Here is a 15,242-nt window from a genome sequence, read left to right as displayed (position 1 = left end):
GGGGGTGCCGACGGTTGGTCGCCACGCCTTACTCCGCCACCACGCGTGCGCGCAGCGAATTGGTCAGCGCCTCGGTGATCACCACGTCCACGAACTGGCCGATCAACCGCGCCGGCGCCGGGAAGTTCACCGAACGCATGTTCTCGGTCTTGCCGGTCAGCTCGTTCGGGTTCTTGCGCGAGGGGCCTTCCACCAGCACGGTCTGCACGGTGCCAACCATTTTCTCGGAGATGCCGGCGGCGTGCGCATTGATCCGCTCCTGCAGGCGCGACAGGCGCGCGTGCTTCTCCGCATCGCTGATCGTGTCCTCCAGGTCCGCGGCCGGCGTTCCCGGTCGGCGCGAATAGATGAAGGAGAAGCTGTGATCGAAGCCGATGTCCTCGATCAGCTTCATGGTCTTCTCGAAATCGGCATCGGTCTCGCCGGGGAAGCCGACGATGAAGTCCGAACTGATCGAGATGTCCGGGCGCACCGCGCGCAGCTTGCGGATCTTCGACTTGAATTCCAGCGCGGTGTAGCCGCGCTTCATCGCTGACAGCACGCGGTCACTGCCGGCCTGCACCGGCAGGTGCAGGAAGTTGGCCAGCTGCGGCACGTCGCGGAACGCGTCGATCAGCGAATCGTTGAACTCCAGCGGGTGCGAAGTGGTGAAGCGGATGCGGCCGACGCCGTCGATCTCGGCGATGGTGCGGATCAGCAGGCCGAGGTCGGCAAATTCGCCATCGCCATACGGCCCGCGGTACGCGTTGACGTTCTGCCCGAGCAGGTTGATCTCGCGCACGCCCTGCGCGGCCAGCTGGGCCACTTCCACCACCACATCCTCGAACGGACGGCTGACCTCGGTGCCGCGGGTGTAGGGCACCACGCAGAACGAGCAGTACTTGGAGCAACCTTCCATGATCGACACGAAGGCCGAGGCGCCCTCGGCGCGCGGCTCGGGCAGGCGGTCGAACTTCTCGATCTCGGGGAAGCTGATGTCCACCTGCGGGCGCTTCTGCTCGCGGCGGGCACGGATCAGTTCCGGCAGGCGGTGCAGGGTCTGCGGGCCGAACACCAGGTCCACGAACGGCGCGCGCTTGATGATCGCCTCGCCTTCCTGCGAGGCGACGCAGCCGCCCACGCCGATGATCACTTCACGGCCCTTGTTCTTCAGGCCCTTCCACACGCCCAGCTGGCTGAACACCTTCTCCTGCGCCTTCTCGCGGATGGAGCAGGTGTTGACCAGGATGACGTCGGCGTCATCGGGGCTGTCGGTCAGTTCCAGGCCATCGCTGGCGGCAAGCACGTCGGCCATCTTGGCCGAGTCGTACTCGTTCATCTGGCAACCGTGGGTCTTGATGTACAGCTTGCCTTTCACCTGGTCGGGCTTGCGCGGACCGGCGGGCAGGGCAACGAGCGGGGTACCGCCGGGGGCGGGCGGAAAGACGTCTGGCGTCCCGGTCATGGCGCTTAATCCATTCGGGTGGCGGGAAAGCCGGCAATTCTACCCGCATCCCGGCCCTCCCGCCGTCCGCCGGTGGCTGGTCGGCCCCGGCGGGGGCGCGACGCGATTACGCCGCCGCCAGCTCCGCGTCGATCTGCCGCGAGCGGTCGAACGCCGTCATCGCGCTGATCCGTTCGATGTAGGCGGCCGTTGCCGGTGCCGGCTGCACCAGGCCGAAGGCACTGGTCCAGGCCAGCGCATTGCCCCACAGCACGTCGGCGGCGCTCATCGTCTCGCCCAGCAGGTACGGTCCCTGCGCCAGCTGGGCCTCGATCACCTGCAGCACGGTCTCGGCGTCGTTGTACGGCGACATCAGGCGCGGCGGCGGCTCGCGGTGCATCGCCTTGTCGATCATCGCCGGCTCGAAGCAGGCACCGTAGAAGGCCATCCAGCGCAGGTAGGGCCCGCGCAGGGCGTCACCGATCGGCGGTGCCAGCCCCGCTTCCGGGTACAGGTCGGCCAGGTACAGGTAGATCGCCACCTGTTCGGTCACCAGCGCACCGTTGTGGACGATGGCCGGCACCTTGCCCATCGGGTTGATGGCCAGGTAGGCCGGGGCCAGGTTGGCGCCGGCCTTCAGGTCCAGCACCTGCATGCGGTAGTCGGCACCCAGCGCTTCGAGCAGGGCCACGGCGCCGCTCGAGCGTGAACGGGCGGCGTGGTACAGGGTGATCTGGCGTGAGGTCATGGCATTGCTCCTTGCGGTGGGTGGTGAACTGGAGGCCATCCTGGGGCACTATTGCGGACGACTTCTGTCCTCGATCCTTCATGCGCCATACCGCCCATCGATTGCTGCGCCTGATCGCCCTGTTGCAGGCCCGCCGCCAGTGGTCGGGGGCCGAGCTGGCCGAACGCATGGGCGTGGACCGGCGCAGCATCCGCCGCGACATCGAGCGCCTGCGCGAACTGGGCTACCCGGTGCAGGCCTCGGCCGGAGTCGGCGGCGGCTACCAGCTGGGGGCCGGTGCGCCGGTACTGCCGATGCTGCTGGACGAAGAGGAAGCAACCACCCTGGCCATCGCCCTGCGCGCGGCCTCGGCCACTGTCGCCGGCATCGACGACACCGCACGCGGCCTGTTGTCCAAGCTGGATCCGCTGGTGCCAACCCGTCGTCGCCAGCAGGCCGGCGAGGTGCATGCCGCCACCGCCACGCTGTCGGACCTGCCCGCCACCGATGCACGCCTGCTCGGACGGCTGGCCCAGCACTGCCGGCAGGCGTCGCGATTGGCCTTCGAGTACCGCAGTGCGCAGGACGCGGTCACCCAGCGTGAGGTCGAAGCCCAGCATCTGGTCAACTATGGCCGCCGCTGGTACCTGCTGGCCTGGGATCTGGGCCGCCAGGACTGGCGAACCCTGCGCGTGGACCGGATGGGCGCGGTGCGCGAATGCACCGAGCCGGGCCTGCATCGGCGCACCCCGGCGCCGCCGGATGTGATGGTGCGGCAGGCCGTCAGCCAGGCGCCGTTCGCGCTGCAGGCCATCCTGCGCCTGGCCGGCAGCCATTCCGAGCTGGAAGGCCGGATTCCGCCGTGGTGCGGGGTACTGGAGGCCGATGGCACCGACCATTGCCTGCTGCGGATGGGGGCCGAGAGCCGCGGCATGATGCTGGCGCAGATCCTCAGCCTGGACCGCGTGCCCGTGGCGCTGTGGACCACGCCCCCGGAGCTGCGCGACGAACTGGCGCAGCGCCTGGCGGGCCTGGGCCAGCTGCTGGCTGTGCCGTCGGTCACAGCCTGAGCCACGTCGCTTGGCAAGCCCCGGCGAAGCTGGGACACTCGCCGCCATGAAGGGGATACTGGGGACAACGGCGATCATCATCGCTGCGCTGACCGCTGCGCCGGCCAGCGCCGGAACCCTGTACAAGTGCCAGGGCGCCGACGGCGTCACCAGTTATGTGAGCAAGCGCGTGGCCGGCGCCGTCTGCAGCAGCATCAGCTACAGCCGCGATACCCGACCGGCGCCGCGCCCTGTGGTGGCCGCGCCGAAACCCGCGCCAGCCACCACCGTGGCCAGCATCGAGCGCAATCCGGTTGCCGTCGCGGCCAGTGCTGCGACGCCCGCAGTGGCTGCACCCGCACCCGCACCTGCACCCGCTTCCGTGGCCACGGCCGCAACCGCCTCGCGCGGTGGGCGGATGGTCAGCGGCCAGGTCTATTCCTTCATGAAGGATGGCGTGCGCCACTACACCAGTGCGCGGCCGACCCAGGTGGCCAACCTGGGCCCGGTGCGGACCATCCGCTACAGCTTCATGGAGCGCTGCTACGCCTGCGGGGTCAATCCGCGCGTGGACTTCGGCACGGTGCGCCTGAACACCACGGCGTTCCAGAGCGAGATCACCTCGGCCGCGCGCGAGTTCGGTGTTGAGGAGGCCGTAGTGCGCGCGATCATCCACGCCGAATCCGCCTACAACCCGACCGCGCTCAGCCGTGCCGGTGCGCAGGGCCTGATGCAGCTGATGCCACCGACTGCCGCCCGCTTCGGCGTCAGTGATTCCTACGACGCCGGGCAGAACATCCGCGGCGGCGTGCAGTATCTGGCATGGTTGCTGAAACGCTTCAATGGCAACCTGACCCTCGCGGCAGCCGGCTACAACGCGGGCGAGGGCGCGGTCGACCGCCACGGCGGCGTGCCACCCTACAGTGAAACCCAGTACTACGTGCGCCGGGTCGGGCAGCTGGCCGACCGCTACCGCAGTGCCTTGAGCCACCAGTAGGTGCCGACCGTGGGTCGGCACGCTCTAAATGGTAGGTGCCGACTGTCAGTCGGCACGCCTTCAAAAGATTGTTGCAGTGCGTTGTGTGGCGCGCGACGGTTCCGCTACACTCGTCCAAGATTCAATGCGGCTCTGGCCCCCACCGGATCCGCTGGCAGCCTTAAAGCTACCTAATCAATATCGGAGTGCCGGATGGCCAACGATGGGGTACACGATCCAGTCAACACCGGACGTCGGCGTTTTCTTTCTGCCACCACAGCCGTGGTGGGCGCCGTCGGCGTCGGATTCACCGCAGTTCCTTTCATCAAGTCCTGGAACCCCAGTGCCCGCGCCAAGCTTGCCGGCGCACCGGTGGTGGCCGACATCAGCGCCCTGCAGGAAGGCCAACGCCTGATCGTGGAATGGCGCGGCCAGCCGATCTGGATCGTCAAGCGGTCCAAGGCGATCCTCGATGCGCTGCACGGACTGGATGGCCGCCTCAAGGACCCCGAGTCCGGCGAGAAGGACCAGCAGCCGGACTACGTGCTGAAGCAGAATCCCGAGCTGCGCTCGATCAAGCCGGACATCTCCGTGCTGGTCGGCCTGTGCACGCACCTGGGCTGCTCGCCTGAAATGGTCGCCGAGATCCGGCCCGAGCCCTACGACCCGCAGTGGAAGGGCGGGTACTTCTGCCCCTGCCACAAGTCGCGCTTCGACATGTCCGGCCGCGTCTTCAAGGACGTGCCGGCGCCCATCAACCTGAAGGTGCCCGCGCACCACTACCAGGACGACAACACCATCATCATCGGTGTCGATCCGCAGGGGGCTGCCTGATGGCCAATATCCTCAGCCGTACCGCCAGCGGCGTCGCCGACTGGGTCAATGCCCGCGCGCCGGGCCTGATGCCGGTGTACCGCAAGCATGTCAGCGAGTACTACGCGCCGAAGAACTTCAACATCTGGTACTACTTCGGTTCGCTGGCGCTGCTGGTGCTGGTCAACCAGATCGTCACCGGCATCTTCCTGACGATGCACTACAAGACCAACGCCGCCGAGGCGTTCGGTTCCATCGAATACATCATGCGTGACGTGGAGTGGGGCTGGCTGATCCGCTACATGCACTCCACCGGGGCCTCGCTGTTCTTCATCGTGGTCTACCTGCACATGTTCCGCGGCCTGCTGTACGGCAGCTACCAGAAGCCGCGCGAGCTGGTGTGGATCCTCGGCATGCTGATCTACCTGGTGCTGATGGCCGAAGCCTTCATGGGCTACGTGCTGCCGTGGGGCCAGATGTCGTTCTGGGGCGCCAAGGTGATCATCTCGCTGTTCGGCGCGATACCGGTGATCGGCAACGGCCTGACCGAATGGATCATGGGCGACTACCTGCCCAGCGACGCCACGCTCAACCGCTTCTTCGCGCTGCACGTCATCGCACTGCCGCTGGTGCTGCTGCTGCTGGTGGTGCTGCACCTGGGCGCGCTGCACGAAGTGGGCTCGAACAACCCGGATGGCGTGGAGATCAAGAAGGGCCCGAAGGGCAACCGCTGGTCGCCGAATGCCCCGGCCGATGGCATTCCGTTCCACCCGTATTACACGCTCAAGGATGGCGTTGGCGCCGGCTTCCTGCTGATCATCGCGGCCTTCATCATCTTCTTCGCGCCCGGTTTCGGCGGCCTGTTCCTGGAGCACGACAACTTCACCGAGGCCAACCGCCTGGTCACCCCGGAACACATCAAGCCGGTCTGGTACTACACGCCGTACTACGCGATGTTGCGCGTGGTGCCGAACAAGCTGGGCGGCGTGCTGGTGATGTTCTCTGCCATCGCGATCCTGTTCCTGGTGCCGTGGCTGGACAAGGCGCGGGTGAAGTCGGTGCGCTACCGCGGCTGGATCTCGAAGGTGATGCTGGGCGTGCTGGCGGTGTGCTTCGTGTGGCTGGGCGTGATCGGTTCCGGCCCCGGCACCGACGTGCACGAGACCTACATCGGGCGGGTGCTGACCTTCCTGTACTTCGCGTTCTTCATCACCATGCCGCTATGGACAAGGTTGGACAAGACCAAGCCGGTACCGGAGAGGGTGACCACGCATGACTGAGCGCTGGATGGTCCGGCTGGCCCTGGCGGCCACCCTGATGCTGGGCAGTTTCCTGGCCTCCGCCGCCGAGGGCGGCACCAAGCTGCTGCAGGCCGGCAACGACCTCGGTGACCGCGCATCGCTGCAGCGCGGCGCGCAGCTGTACATGAACTACTGCTCCGGCTGCCACGCGCTGAAGTACCTGCGCTATTCGCGGATGGCGCAGGACCTGGGCCTGACCGAGGAAGAGGTGATGAACAACCTCAACTTCACCGGCTCGGCGATCGGCGACCCGATTCCGGTGGCGATGCCCAAGGAGAATGCAGAGAAATGGTTCGGCAAGATGCCGCCGGACCTCAGCCTGATCTCGCGTGTGCGGGGCAGTGACTGGGTCTACACCTACCTCAAGTCGTTCTACCTGGACAGCAGCCGGCCACTGGGCTGGAACAACGCGCTGTTTGCCAACGCGTCCATGCCCAACCCGCTGTGGGAGATGCAGGGCCTGCAGCATGCCGTGCACGGCAAGCCCGAGGCGCCGGGCATGGACCCGCCGGTGACCGGGCTCAAGATTGAAACACCGGGTTCGGTCGATGCCGGCCAGTACGACCAGGCCGTGCGGGACATCACCAACTTCCTCGAATACGCCGGCGAGCCGGCCGCGCTGAAGCGGCAGCAGCTGGGCGTGTGGGTGATCCTGTTCCTGGCCCTGCTGACCTTCCTGTTGTACCTGCTGAAGAAGGAATACTGGAAGGACGTTCACTGATTCTGCGGCCGGCCATCGCACGGGCCTATTGGCTTTTGTGATGGTCGGTTGCACACTCGGGGAGGAGTCGACCGCTGGCACGGTGCTGGCGGCGCCGATGCGGCAGGCGGTCTCCTGTCGTAGGAGAGCCTTTGATGGCGGCGAGCGTACGCATGCGCAATACACTGACGCTGTTTTCCTCGAACGACGATGTGCTGTGCCACCGTGTACGCCTGGTCCTGGCGGCCAAGGGGGTCACCTTCGACTTCGTTCCGGTCGATCCGCAGAACCCGCCTGAAGACCTGATCGACCTCAATCCGTACCACTCGGTGCCAACCCTGGTCGAGCGCGAACTGGTGCTGTATGCCGCGTCGGTGGTCAGCGAATACCTGGACGAGCGCTACCCGCATCCGCCGCTGATGCCGGTCGATCCGCTCTCGCGCGCGCGCATCCGCCTGGCCATGCTGCGCATCGAGCACGACTGGGTGCCGCAGGTGCAGGCCATCCAGCTGGGCAACAAGACCCAGGCCGAGGCCGGGCGCAAGCGCCTGAAGGAACTGCTGACCGCGTCGCTGCCGCTGTTCAAGGCCAGCAAGTTCTTCCTCAATCCGGAAATGAGCCTGGCCGACTGCGCGATGGCACCGATCATCTGGCGCCTGCAGTCACTGGACGTGCCGCTGCCCAAGGACGGCAAGGCGATCGAGGACTACGGCAACCGCATCTTCCGCCACCCGGGTTTCGTCCGCAGCCTGACCGAGCAGGAAAAGAAGCTGCGCGATCTGCCGGTCTGATCCGGCCATGCCTTACCCGTCTGCACGCCGATCGGTGTGCAGGCGATCCGCCCCGGCGGGGCGCCGGGCGCGTACACTTCACGCATGACCGAAGACTTCTTCCACATGACCAGCCACCGCCCGTACCTGCTGCGGGCGCTGGTGGAATGGATCAACGACAACCAGCTGACCCCGCACATCCTGGTCGACGCCGGCGTCCCCGGCGTGCAGGTCCCGCCTTCGGCGGTCAAGGATGGCCGGGTGGTGCTCAACATCGCCGAACGTGCCGTCGTGCGGTTGATGATCGACAACGAGATGGTGAGCTTCTCGGCGCGCTTCTCCGGCACCAGCTATCCGGTGCAGGTGCCTATCAGCGCCGTGCTGGCCGTCTACGCCCGCGAGACCGGGCAGGGCATGGCGCTGCCGGACGACATCCCGGGCAACGAGACCGCGCTGACCAGCGATGAACTGCTGCATGACGAAGGTACGCCGCCGGACGATACGCCGCCTGCCAGCCCGCCGCCCAAGGGTCGCCCGAACCTGCGCGTGGTCAAGTAACGATTCCGACGCCGCCCCGATGGGCGGCGTTTTTCATTTGCCGGTTCAGAGGTGGGTGCCGACCGTTGGTCGGCACGCCTTTAAACCTTACACATCCTCGGCATCGTCCACATCCGGCCGGATCTGGCTGATCCGTGCCGCGCCGGGCCCGGTAAACGAGATCAGCTGGTCGCCGCGCAGCACCATGCGGCCCACGTGGCGATCGATGCCGTCATAGGAATACTCGAACTTGAAGGTGCGCTCGAATCCGAGCCGGCCATCCTCGCCGCGCGACAGGCGCAGGCCGGTGGCGTGCACTGCCTGGTCCAGCCATTGCACATCGGCGGCGCGGCAGGCATTGCGGCCCAGCTCGACCGCGCGCTCGGCGGCCGAACGGGCGGCGTTCCAGAAGAAATAGATGATTCCGCCGGCAATCAGCAACAGCAGCAGGGTGGGCATGGCGTCAGCGGTCAGAGGTCGATCCGGCAAAGATGGCGGCGAACACGCGCTGGATCAAGCGCTGCAGTCACCGCCGCGGCTGCGGCTCGCTGGACACTGGCTGCGCGGGCACGATGGCCGGTTGCGGCGCCGGCGCGGTCTGCATCGGCGTCGCAGTGGGCGAGGGCATCACCAGGGGTGATGTGGCGGTCAGCTGCAGCAGTGCTGCCCAGTCCTGGCGGTTGAAGCTGCATTCGTCTTCGCGGCCCGGTGTGCAGCTGGGGTCGATGCCGGTGCTGCTGCGTTCGCGTGCCGGCGGCAGCTGGATCAGCCCGGTGCGGTCCAGCGGCAGCAGCCGCATTGCCACGGTATTCATCACATTGCCCCCCACCAGGTACAGGGTCTGGTCGCCGCCGAGGTTGGCCGCCACCACCACTTCGCAATGTGATTTCCAGTGGCCGACCGAACCATTGCCGAGCGCCTGTACCAGCCCGCTGTAGCTCAGCGTGGTGCTGCGGTCGCGCAGGAAGCACAGCAGATCGCCCGGCGCGGGCTTTGCGGTCGCGGGATCAACCAGCCGATAGGGCACACCGGAAGGGCCGCCCTGGTAGGCAGCACGGATGTAGTCGATGTGGCGCGGCGAGGTGTTGAAGCCGGGCACGCCGGCACGCACCATCACCCAGGAAATGAAGGCGGCCGACCACGGGTTGTCGACCAGGAACGCGCGGCAGTCGCTGTCGGTGTAGCGCGTGCCCAGCGGCGCCAGGCAGCTGCTGGCGCCGGCGATGCTGCCCATTGCGTTGAGCGTGCCGCTGTCACGCCAATAGCCGGCCACGCGCTGCCAGGCGATCAGGCCGTTGTCGGCAAGATGCTCGCTCTCGGCCTCGGTGACGCTGAGGCTTGCAGCGCGACCATCGCGATCGATGAAGGGCCGGAACCACAGCCGGTGTTCGTTGCAGGCGGTGTTGCGGATGGCCACTGCCAACGGGCTCAGGCCGTAGCGGGGCGGTACGTCACAGGCCTCCGCAGCCGCTGCGGAAAAGGGGGCGGTCGCGAGCAGAAGGCAGGCAGGCAAGAGCATCCGGCGCATGCGCGGCTCCTGTGGGGGATGGCCGCAGCGTCGCAGTGCCGTCGTGAACGCAGGGTGTGAGAACGGGAGTGCCGGCCGCTGGCCGGCACCATGCGACCGTCACCTCAAGCCGGCGGCGGGCCCAGCTTCAACGACAGATCGATGGCCTGCACGTGCTTGGTCAGGCCGCCGATGGAAATGCAGTCCACGCCATCCTCGGCGATCGAGCGCAGGCCACCCAGGCCGACGCTGCCGGAGACTTCCAGCGGGATACGGCCGGCGGTGATGCGCACGGCCTCGCGGCGCAGGTCGGGGCTGAAGTCATCCAGCAGGATGCGTTCGCATCCGGCCTCCAGGGCCTGGCGCAGCTGCGCCAGATCCTCCACCTCGACCACCAGTGGCAGCGCGGGCCACTGCCGGCGTGCGCCTGCCACGGCGGCGGCCAGCGAACCGGCGGCGCGGATGTGGTTTTCCTTCAGCATCACCGTGTCGTACAGGCCGAAGCGGTGGTTGTCGCCGCCGCCGCAGCGCACGGCGTACTTCTGCGCCAGGCGCAGGCCGGGCAGGGTCTTGCGGGTGTCGAGGATGCGCGTGCCGGTACCGGCCACGGCGGCCACATAGCGGGCAGTGGTGGTGGCGGTGCCGGACAGCGTCTGCAGGAAATTCAGCGAGGTGCGTTCGGCGCTGACCAGGCTGCGGCTGCGCCCGTACAGCAGGGCCAGCACGGTGCCTGCGGTGACCGCGTCGCCTTCGGAAACCTGCCATTCGATGCGCACGTCCGGGTCGAGCGCACGGTGGGTGGCGTCGAACCAGGGGCGGCCGGCAATCACCCCATCCTGCTTGCACAGCAGGTAGGCGCTGTCGGCCTGGTCGGGCAGCAGGGCGGCGGTGACGTCACCACTGCCCAGGTCCTCGGCCAGCGCACGCGCGACATCGGCGGCGACAACGGCCGCATCCGGCGTCGGCAGCGTGCTCATGCGGCCGGGAAGTCGGCGATCTGGGCGGTCGGGATGGCTTCCTCGGCCAGCAGCACCGGAATGCCGTCGTCGACGCGGAACACCTGCTTGCGGTCGCGGGTGACCAGCGCTTCGCGCAGCGGCTGCGCCAGCGGGTTGCCATCGGCCTTGTTCACCGCGCCGGCGGAAATGGCCTTGTTGAGGGCTTCCAGGCCCTTGCCATCCAGCAGGGACAGGGGCTGGCGGGTGTCCGGCGACACCAGCAGGTCGAGCAGCTTGCGATCCATGGTTCTTCGTCTTGCGTGGAAGACGGCTAGAATACGTCTTTAAGGCAGGTGACGGCCAATGACCCCCAACCCGATCGCGCCGCTTGTCGGCATCGTCATGGGTTCCCGTTCCGACTGGGAAACCATGCAGCACGCCGCCCAGAAGCTTGAAGCCCTGGGTGTTCCGTTCGAAGTGAAGGTGGTGTCCGCGCATCGGACGCCGGATGTGTTGTTCAGTTATGCCGAGCAGGCGGGCCCGCGTGGCCTGCGCGCGATCATCGCCGGTGCCGGCGGGGCCGCGCACCTGCCGGGCATGATCGCCGCCAAGACCGCCGTGCCGGTGCTGGGCGTGCCGGTGCAGTCCAAGGCCCTCAACGGCATGGATTCGCTGCTGTCGATCGTGCAGATGCCGGCCGGCATTCCGGTCGCCACCTTCGCCATCGGTAATGCCGGCGCCTCCAACGCTGCGCTGTTCGCTGCAGCAATGCTGGCCAGCGACCAGCCGGCGATCGGCCAGGCGCTCGACGCCTTCCGTGCGCGCCAGACCGAAGACGTGATGGCCCACGACGACCCGCGCCAATGAGCCTGACCGTCGGCATCCTGGGCGGCGGCCAGCTCGCCCGCATGATGGTCCTGGCCGGTGCGCCGCTGGGACTGCGCTTCGAACTGTACGATCCGGCGGCCGACGCCTGCAGTGGCCCGCTGGCGCCCCTGACGGTCGGCGCCTTCGATGACCGCCAGGCGCTGGCGGACTTCGCGGCGAAGGTGGATGTGGTCACCTTCGATTTCGAGAACGTACCCGCCGACAGCGCGCAGTTCCTGGCCGACCGCGTGCCGGTCTACCCGCCGCCGGCCGCGCTGGCCGTGGCCCAGGACCGGCTGAGCGAAAAGACCCTGTTCCAGCAGCTGGGCATCCCGCTGCCGGCCTTCGCCGACATCCGCAGCCGCGACGAGCTGGCTGAGAAGGCGGCCGCGTTCGGCCTGCCGTGCATTCTCAAGACCCGCCGCCTCGGCTATGACGGAAAGGGCCAGTTCCGCCTGCGCAGCGAGGCCGACATCGACGCCGCTTGGGATGCGCTGGGTGCGCAGGTCGAGCGCACGGGCCTGATCCTGGAGGGCTTCGTGGCCTTCCAGCGCGAGGTCAGCGTGGTCGCCGTGCGTGGCCGCGATGGCAGCTTCGAGGCGTGGCCGGTTACCGGCAACTGGCATGTCGACGGCGTGTTGTCGGCCAGCGTGGCGCCGGCCGTGCTGTCCGACGCCGAGCGGCAGGCTGCGATCGGCTATGCCCGTCGCGTTGCCGAGCACCTGCAGTACGTGGGCGTGTTCGCGCTGGAGCTGTTCTGCCGCGATGGCGAACTGCTGGCCAACGAGATGGCGCCGCGCGTGCACAACTCCGGGCACTGGACCATCGAAGGCAGCGAGACCTCGCAGTTCGAGAACCATCTGCGCGCCGTGCTTGGCCTGCCGCTGGGCAGCACCCGCATGCTCGGCCATGCCTGCATGCTGAACTGGCTGGGCGCGATGCCCGATCCTGCGCCGGTGCTGGCCCAGGCCAGCGGCCATTGGCACGACTACGGCAAGGAGCCACGCGAGGGCCGCAAGGTCGGTCATGCCACGCTGCGCGATGATGATGCTGCGGCACTGGCCGATGCGCTGGACCAGGTTGGGCTGGAGCTGGGCCGCCCGTCCCAGGTGGCGCCGGCCGCGCACGCCCTGCGCAATCGCTGAGCAGGAGGAATGCCGGCCAGCGGCCGGCATTCCCCGGTATTCCTGCAACGATGTGGCGCGCCGGTGCAGGCATCGGCGCAACGTTCCCGGTGGTAGCGTGGGGCTCCTTTCCCAGGAGTCACGACCATGCTTGACTGGAATGCCTACCGCAAGGAACTGAAGGGCCGCATCGGCGAGATCGGCAAGCTCTCGCCGGATACAGTGAAGGGGTATGCCACCCTGTCCAACGCCGGCGCGCAGACCAACCACCTTGATGCGAAGACCCGTGAGCTGATTGCGCTGGCGGTGGCGGTCACGACCCGCTGCGATGGCTGCATCACCGTGCACGTGGATGCCGCGTTGAAGCACGGCGCCAACCGCGAGGAGATTGCCGAAGCGTTGGGCGTGGCCGTGTCGCTCAATGCCGGCGCCGCGCTGGTCTATTCGGCGCGGGTGATGGACGCGGTGGCCGCACACGAGAGTGCGTGATGCCACGCTCTGCTTCCCGGTGGGTTGCCGGCCAGCGGCCGGCACTCCCCGCGGTCGAGCAGCCGGCTCAGCGCAGCTGGCTCTCGGCGAATTCCCAGTTGACCATCTGCCAGAACGCATCCAGGTAACGCCCACGGTCGTTCTGGTAGTCGGTGTAGTACGCGTGCTCCCAGACGTCGCAGCACAGCAGCGGGGTGCTGTCGCCGGTCAGCGGGGTGCCGGCATTGCGGGTGGCCTGGATGCCCAGCTGCCCGCCCGGGTGCTGCACCAGCCACACCCAGCCCGAGCCGAACAGGCCCAGCGCGGTGCGGTTGAATTCCTCGCGCAGGCGCTGCGCGTCGCCGAACTGGCGCTTGACCAGTTCGCCGAGCCGGCCCTGCGGCTCGCCGCCACCGCGAGGGCGCAGGCACTGCCAGTAGAAGCCGTGGTTCCAGGCCTGGGCGGCGGCATCGAACAGTTTGCCCTGGGCGTGGCGGACGATCTCTTCCAGTGACGCTTCTTCCCACTCGGTGCCCAGGATGCCGGCGTTGACCGCATCGACATAGGCGCGGTGGTGGCGGCCGTGGTGCAGTTCCAGGGTCTGTGCGGACAGGTGTGGCTGCAGGGAGCCGGAAAGGTAGGGCAGGGCGGGCAATTCGACGGGCATGGACAGGTTCGTGGCCAGAGGGGCGGCGGCAGCCGGTTCCATCCGCTTACAATGGCGGCTACCGTGGGCAGTCTAGCCGACCACCGCGGTCGGTTTGTCCGACGAAGCAAGGAGTGTGGTTGTGGCGGTGATGCAGCAAATCCAGGCCGAGGTCGATCGTTACCCGCTCGTGCTGTTCATGAAGGGCACCCCGCAGTACCCGATGTGCGGCTTCTCCAGCCGCGCCGTACAGGCATTGATGGCGGCCGGCGCCGTCGCCCTGCGCACCGTCAACGTGCTGGAAGAGCCCGAGATCCGCGCCAACCTTCCACGCTTCTCCAATCTGCCGACCTTCCCGCAGCTGTTCATCAATGGTGAGCTGATCGGCGGCTGCGACATCGTCCTGGAGCTGTTCGAGTCCGGCGAGCTCAAGCGCATCGTCGAAGAGGCGACCCAGGGATGAGTGCCTGGCCATCGACGTCACCGACCGACGGGGCGCTCGATGGCCGCCCGTTACAGGATCGCGTGGTGCTGGTTGCCGGTGCGGGCGGTGGCCTGGGCAGTGCCGCGGCGGTGGCTGCTGCAGCCGCCGGCGCCACGGTGGTGCTGCTGGGACGCAAGCCGCGCCGGCTGGATCGGGTCTACGCCCAGGTCCAGGCCGTCGGCGCGGAACCGCTGCTGTACCCGTTGGACCTTGAAGGGGCGGGCCCCGACGACTATGCCGAGCTGGCCCAGGCGCTCCAGCGCGAGCTGGGGCGGCTGGACGGGCTGCTGGTCTGCGCCGCGCATTTCCCCGGCCTGACCCCGTTCGAGCTGGCCGATCCGGCCAGTTTCGCCCGCGCGGTGCACGTCACCCTGACCGCCCCGGCGTGGTTGGCCCAGGCCTGCCTGCCGCTGCTGCGGCAACGTGAGGATGCCGCTCTGGTGTTCGCCGTCGACGCTCCGGAGCGGGTCGGGCAAGCCTACTGGGGCGGCTATGGTGTGGCCCAGCATGGCCTGCGTGGCCTGATCACCAGCCTGCACGACGAACTCGGCCGCAGCCCGGTTCGGGTCAGTGGCCTGTACCCGGGGCCGCTGCGTACGGCGCTGCGTGCCCGGGCCTACTCGGTTGACCAGGATCCGGCCGCGCAGGGCCCGGAAGCCGCGGCTGCCGCGGCGGTAACCCTGTTGTCCCGCGCCGGCCATGCCTGGCGGGGGCGGATTCTCGATGCCAGCGGAGCGTTTCCCGGCGAGTGAGTCCCGGGGAAAGACGGAGTGAAGAACCCGTCACGATTGCGTTGCGATCTGGTGCCGTTTGTCGCACAACCGTCACATTGATGGCGTAGCGTGTTAATCTAGTGTTAACCGTTATGGCTGCCTTCAGCCAAGCGGTAGGGAACCCCAGATAACTCTCCGA

General features: G+C 67.8%; 19 protein-coding genes. 12 read left to right on the top strand and 7 right to left on the bottom strand.

Features of this window, described 5'->3' with window-relative positions:
- Positions 1-28: 28 nt before the first annotated feature.
- Positions 29-1,444: a tRNA (N6-isopentenyl adenosine(37)-C2)-methylthiotransferase MiaB gene (gene miaB, locus QRO93_RS01240; protein ID WP_180879809.1), complete on the bottom strand. Its 1,416-nt coding sequence runs from the start codon at positions 1,442-1,444 to the stop codon at positions 29-31.
- 106 nt (positions 1,445-1,550) lie between these two features.
- Positions 1,551-2,171: a glutathione S-transferase family protein gene (locus QRO93_RS01235; RefSeq protein ID WP_008264796.1), complete on the bottom strand. Its 621-nt coding sequence runs from the start codon at positions 2,169-2,171 to the stop codon at positions 1,551-1,553.
- Positions 2,172-2,251: 80 nt separating this feature from the next.
- On the opposite strand from QRO93_RS01235, the gene QRO93_RS01230 reads away from it, so the two are divergent.
- The 7 genes from QRO93_RS01230 to QRO93_RS01200 all read left to right on the top strand — a co-directional run bounded on the left by QRO93_RS01230 (position 2,252) and on the right by QRO93_RS01200 (position 8,317).
- A complete protein-coding gene (locus QRO93_RS01230) occupies positions 2,252-3,220 on the top strand; it encodes a YafY family protein (protein WP_053449281.1) in 969 nt (322 codons plus the stop codon).
- A 46-nt stretch (positions 3,221-3,266) separates the two neighbouring features.
- On the top strand, positions 3,267-4,196 hold the full coding sequence (locus QRO93_RS01225; protein ID WP_285303906.1) for a lytic transglycosylase domain-containing protein: 930 nt from the start codon (positions 3,267-3,269) through the stop codon (positions 4,194-4,196).
- Between the two features lie 192 nt (positions 4,197-4,388).
- Positions 4,389-5,009, top strand: a complete 621-nt coding sequence (gene petA, locus QRO93_RS01220) for a ubiquinol-cytochrome c reductase iron-sulfur subunit (RefSeq protein ID WP_004151998.1) — start codon at positions 4,389-4,391, stop codon at positions 5,007-5,009.
- Complete coding sequence (locus QRO93_RS01215) at positions 5,009-6,268, top strand: cytochrome bc complex cytochrome b subunit (protein ID WP_006429450.1); 1,260 nt, start codon at positions 5,009-5,011, stop codon at positions 6,266-6,268. The genes petA and QRO93_RS01215 overlap by 1 nt, the downstream gene beginning before the upstream one ends.
- The gene (locus tag QRO93_RS01210; RefSeq protein WP_053449283.1) at positions 6,261-7,010 is read left to right on the top strand and encodes a cytochrome c1; all 750 of its coding nucleotides are present in this window, start codon (positions 6,261-6,263) and stop codon (positions 7,008-7,010) included. Before QRO93_RS01215 ends, QRO93_RS01210 begins: the two co-directional genes overlap by 8 nt.
- Positions 7,011-7,144: 134 nt before the next feature.
- Complete coding sequence (locus QRO93_RS01205; protein ID WP_005415948.1) at positions 7,145-7,780, top strand: glutathione S-transferase N-terminal domain-containing protein; 636 nt, start codon at positions 7,145-7,147, stop codon at positions 7,778-7,780.
- Between the two features lie 84 nt (positions 7,781-7,864).
- On the top strand, positions 7,865-8,317 hold the full coding sequence (locus QRO93_RS01200) for a ClpXP protease specificity-enhancing factor (RefSeq protein ID WP_180879812.1): 453 nt from the start codon (positions 7,865-7,867) through the stop codon (positions 8,315-8,317).
- Between the two features lie 87 nt (positions 8,318-8,404).
- Here the strand turns inward: QRO93_RS01200 and QRO93_RS01195 are convergent, their stop codons facing one another.
- From QRO93_RS01195 to QRO93_RS01180, 4 genes are all read right to left on the bottom strand, one after another.
- Entirely contained in the window at positions 8,405-8,755 is a 351-nt protein-coding gene (locus tag QRO93_RS01195; protein WP_049436544.1) for a DUF3301 domain-containing protein, read from the bottom strand.
- Positions 8,756-8,822: 67 nt separating this feature from the next.
- Positions 8,823-9,824, bottom strand: a complete 1,002-nt coding sequence (locus QRO93_RS01190; RefSeq protein WP_164085846.1) for a DUF2272 domain-containing protein — start codon at positions 9,822-9,824, stop codon at positions 8,823-8,825.
- Between the two features lie 104 nt (positions 9,825-9,928).
- Positions 9,929-10,780, bottom strand: a complete 852-nt coding sequence (nadC, locus tag QRO93_RS01185; protein WP_164085847.1) for a carboxylating nicotinate-nucleotide diphosphorylase — start codon at positions 10,778-10,780, stop codon at positions 9,929-9,931.
- Positions 10,777-11,046, bottom strand: a complete 270-nt coding sequence (locus tag QRO93_RS01180) for a Trm112 family protein (protein ID WP_005408847.1) — start codon at positions 11,044-11,046, stop codon at positions 10,777-10,779. The genes nadC and QRO93_RS01180 overlap by 4 nt, the downstream gene beginning before the upstream one ends.
- Before the next feature lie 58 nt (positions 11,047-11,104).
- Here QRO93_RS01180 and purE point away from each other — a divergent pair, with 58 nt between their 5' ends.
- The 3 genes from purE (at position 11,105) to QRO93_RS01165 (ending at position 13,221) form a co-directional block, all read left to right on the top strand.
- Positions 11,105-11,608, top strand: a complete 504-nt coding sequence (gene purE / locus QRO93_RS01175) for a 5-(carboxyamino)imidazole ribonucleotide mutase (protein ID WP_005412808.1) — start codon at positions 11,105-11,107, stop codon at positions 11,606-11,608.
- On the top strand, positions 11,605-12,753 hold the full coding sequence (locus tag QRO93_RS01170; RefSeq protein ID WP_053449286.1) for a 5-(carboxyamino)imidazole ribonucleotide synthase: 1,149 nt from the start codon (positions 11,605-11,607) through the stop codon (positions 12,751-12,753). Before purE ends, QRO93_RS01170 begins: the two co-directional genes overlap by 4 nt.
- 126 nt (positions 12,754-12,879) lie before the next feature.
- Entirely contained in the window at positions 12,880-13,221 is a 342-nt protein-coding gene (locus QRO93_RS01165; RefSeq protein ID WP_006429504.1) for a carboxymuconolactone decarboxylase family protein, read from the top strand.
- Positions 13,222-13,288: 67 nt separating this feature from the next.
- On the opposite strand, the gene QRO93_RS01160 is transcribed toward QRO93_RS01165, so the two are convergent.
- Positions 13,289-13,867 carry a superoxide dismutase gene (locus QRO93_RS01160; RefSeq protein WP_053451274.1) on the bottom strand — a complete coding sequence of 193 codons (579 nt, stop codon included), beginning with the start codon at positions 13,865-13,867 and terminating at the stop codon, positions 13,289-13,291.
- A 121-nt stretch (positions 13,868-13,988) separates the two neighbouring features.
- Here QRO93_RS01160 and grxD point away from each other — a divergent pair, with 121 nt between their 5' ends.
- Entirely contained in the window at positions 13,989-14,309 is a 321-nt protein-coding gene (gene grxD / locus QRO93_RS01155) for a Grx4 family monothiol glutaredoxin (protein WP_053449287.1), read from the top strand.
- Positions 14,306-15,082 (top strand): SDR family NAD(P)-dependent oxidoreductase, encoded by a 777-nt coding sequence (locus tag QRO93_RS01150; RefSeq protein WP_053511398.1) that lies wholly within the window; start codon positions 14,306-14,308, stop codon positions 15,080-15,082. The genes grxD and QRO93_RS01150 overlap by 4 nt, the downstream gene beginning before the upstream one ends.
- The last annotated feature ends 160 nt before the right edge of the window (positions 15,083-15,242 follow it).

It is taken from the genome of Stenotrophomonas maltophilia group sp. Smal17, from assembly GCF_030237045.1.
GTDB classification, from domain to species: Bacteria; Pseudomonadota; Gammaproteobacteria; order Xanthomonadales; family Xanthomonadaceae; genus Stenotrophomonas; species Stenotrophomonas forensis.
Note: the sequence above shows the minus strand (reverse complement) of the source record. Positions and strands in the feature narration are given on the sequence as shown.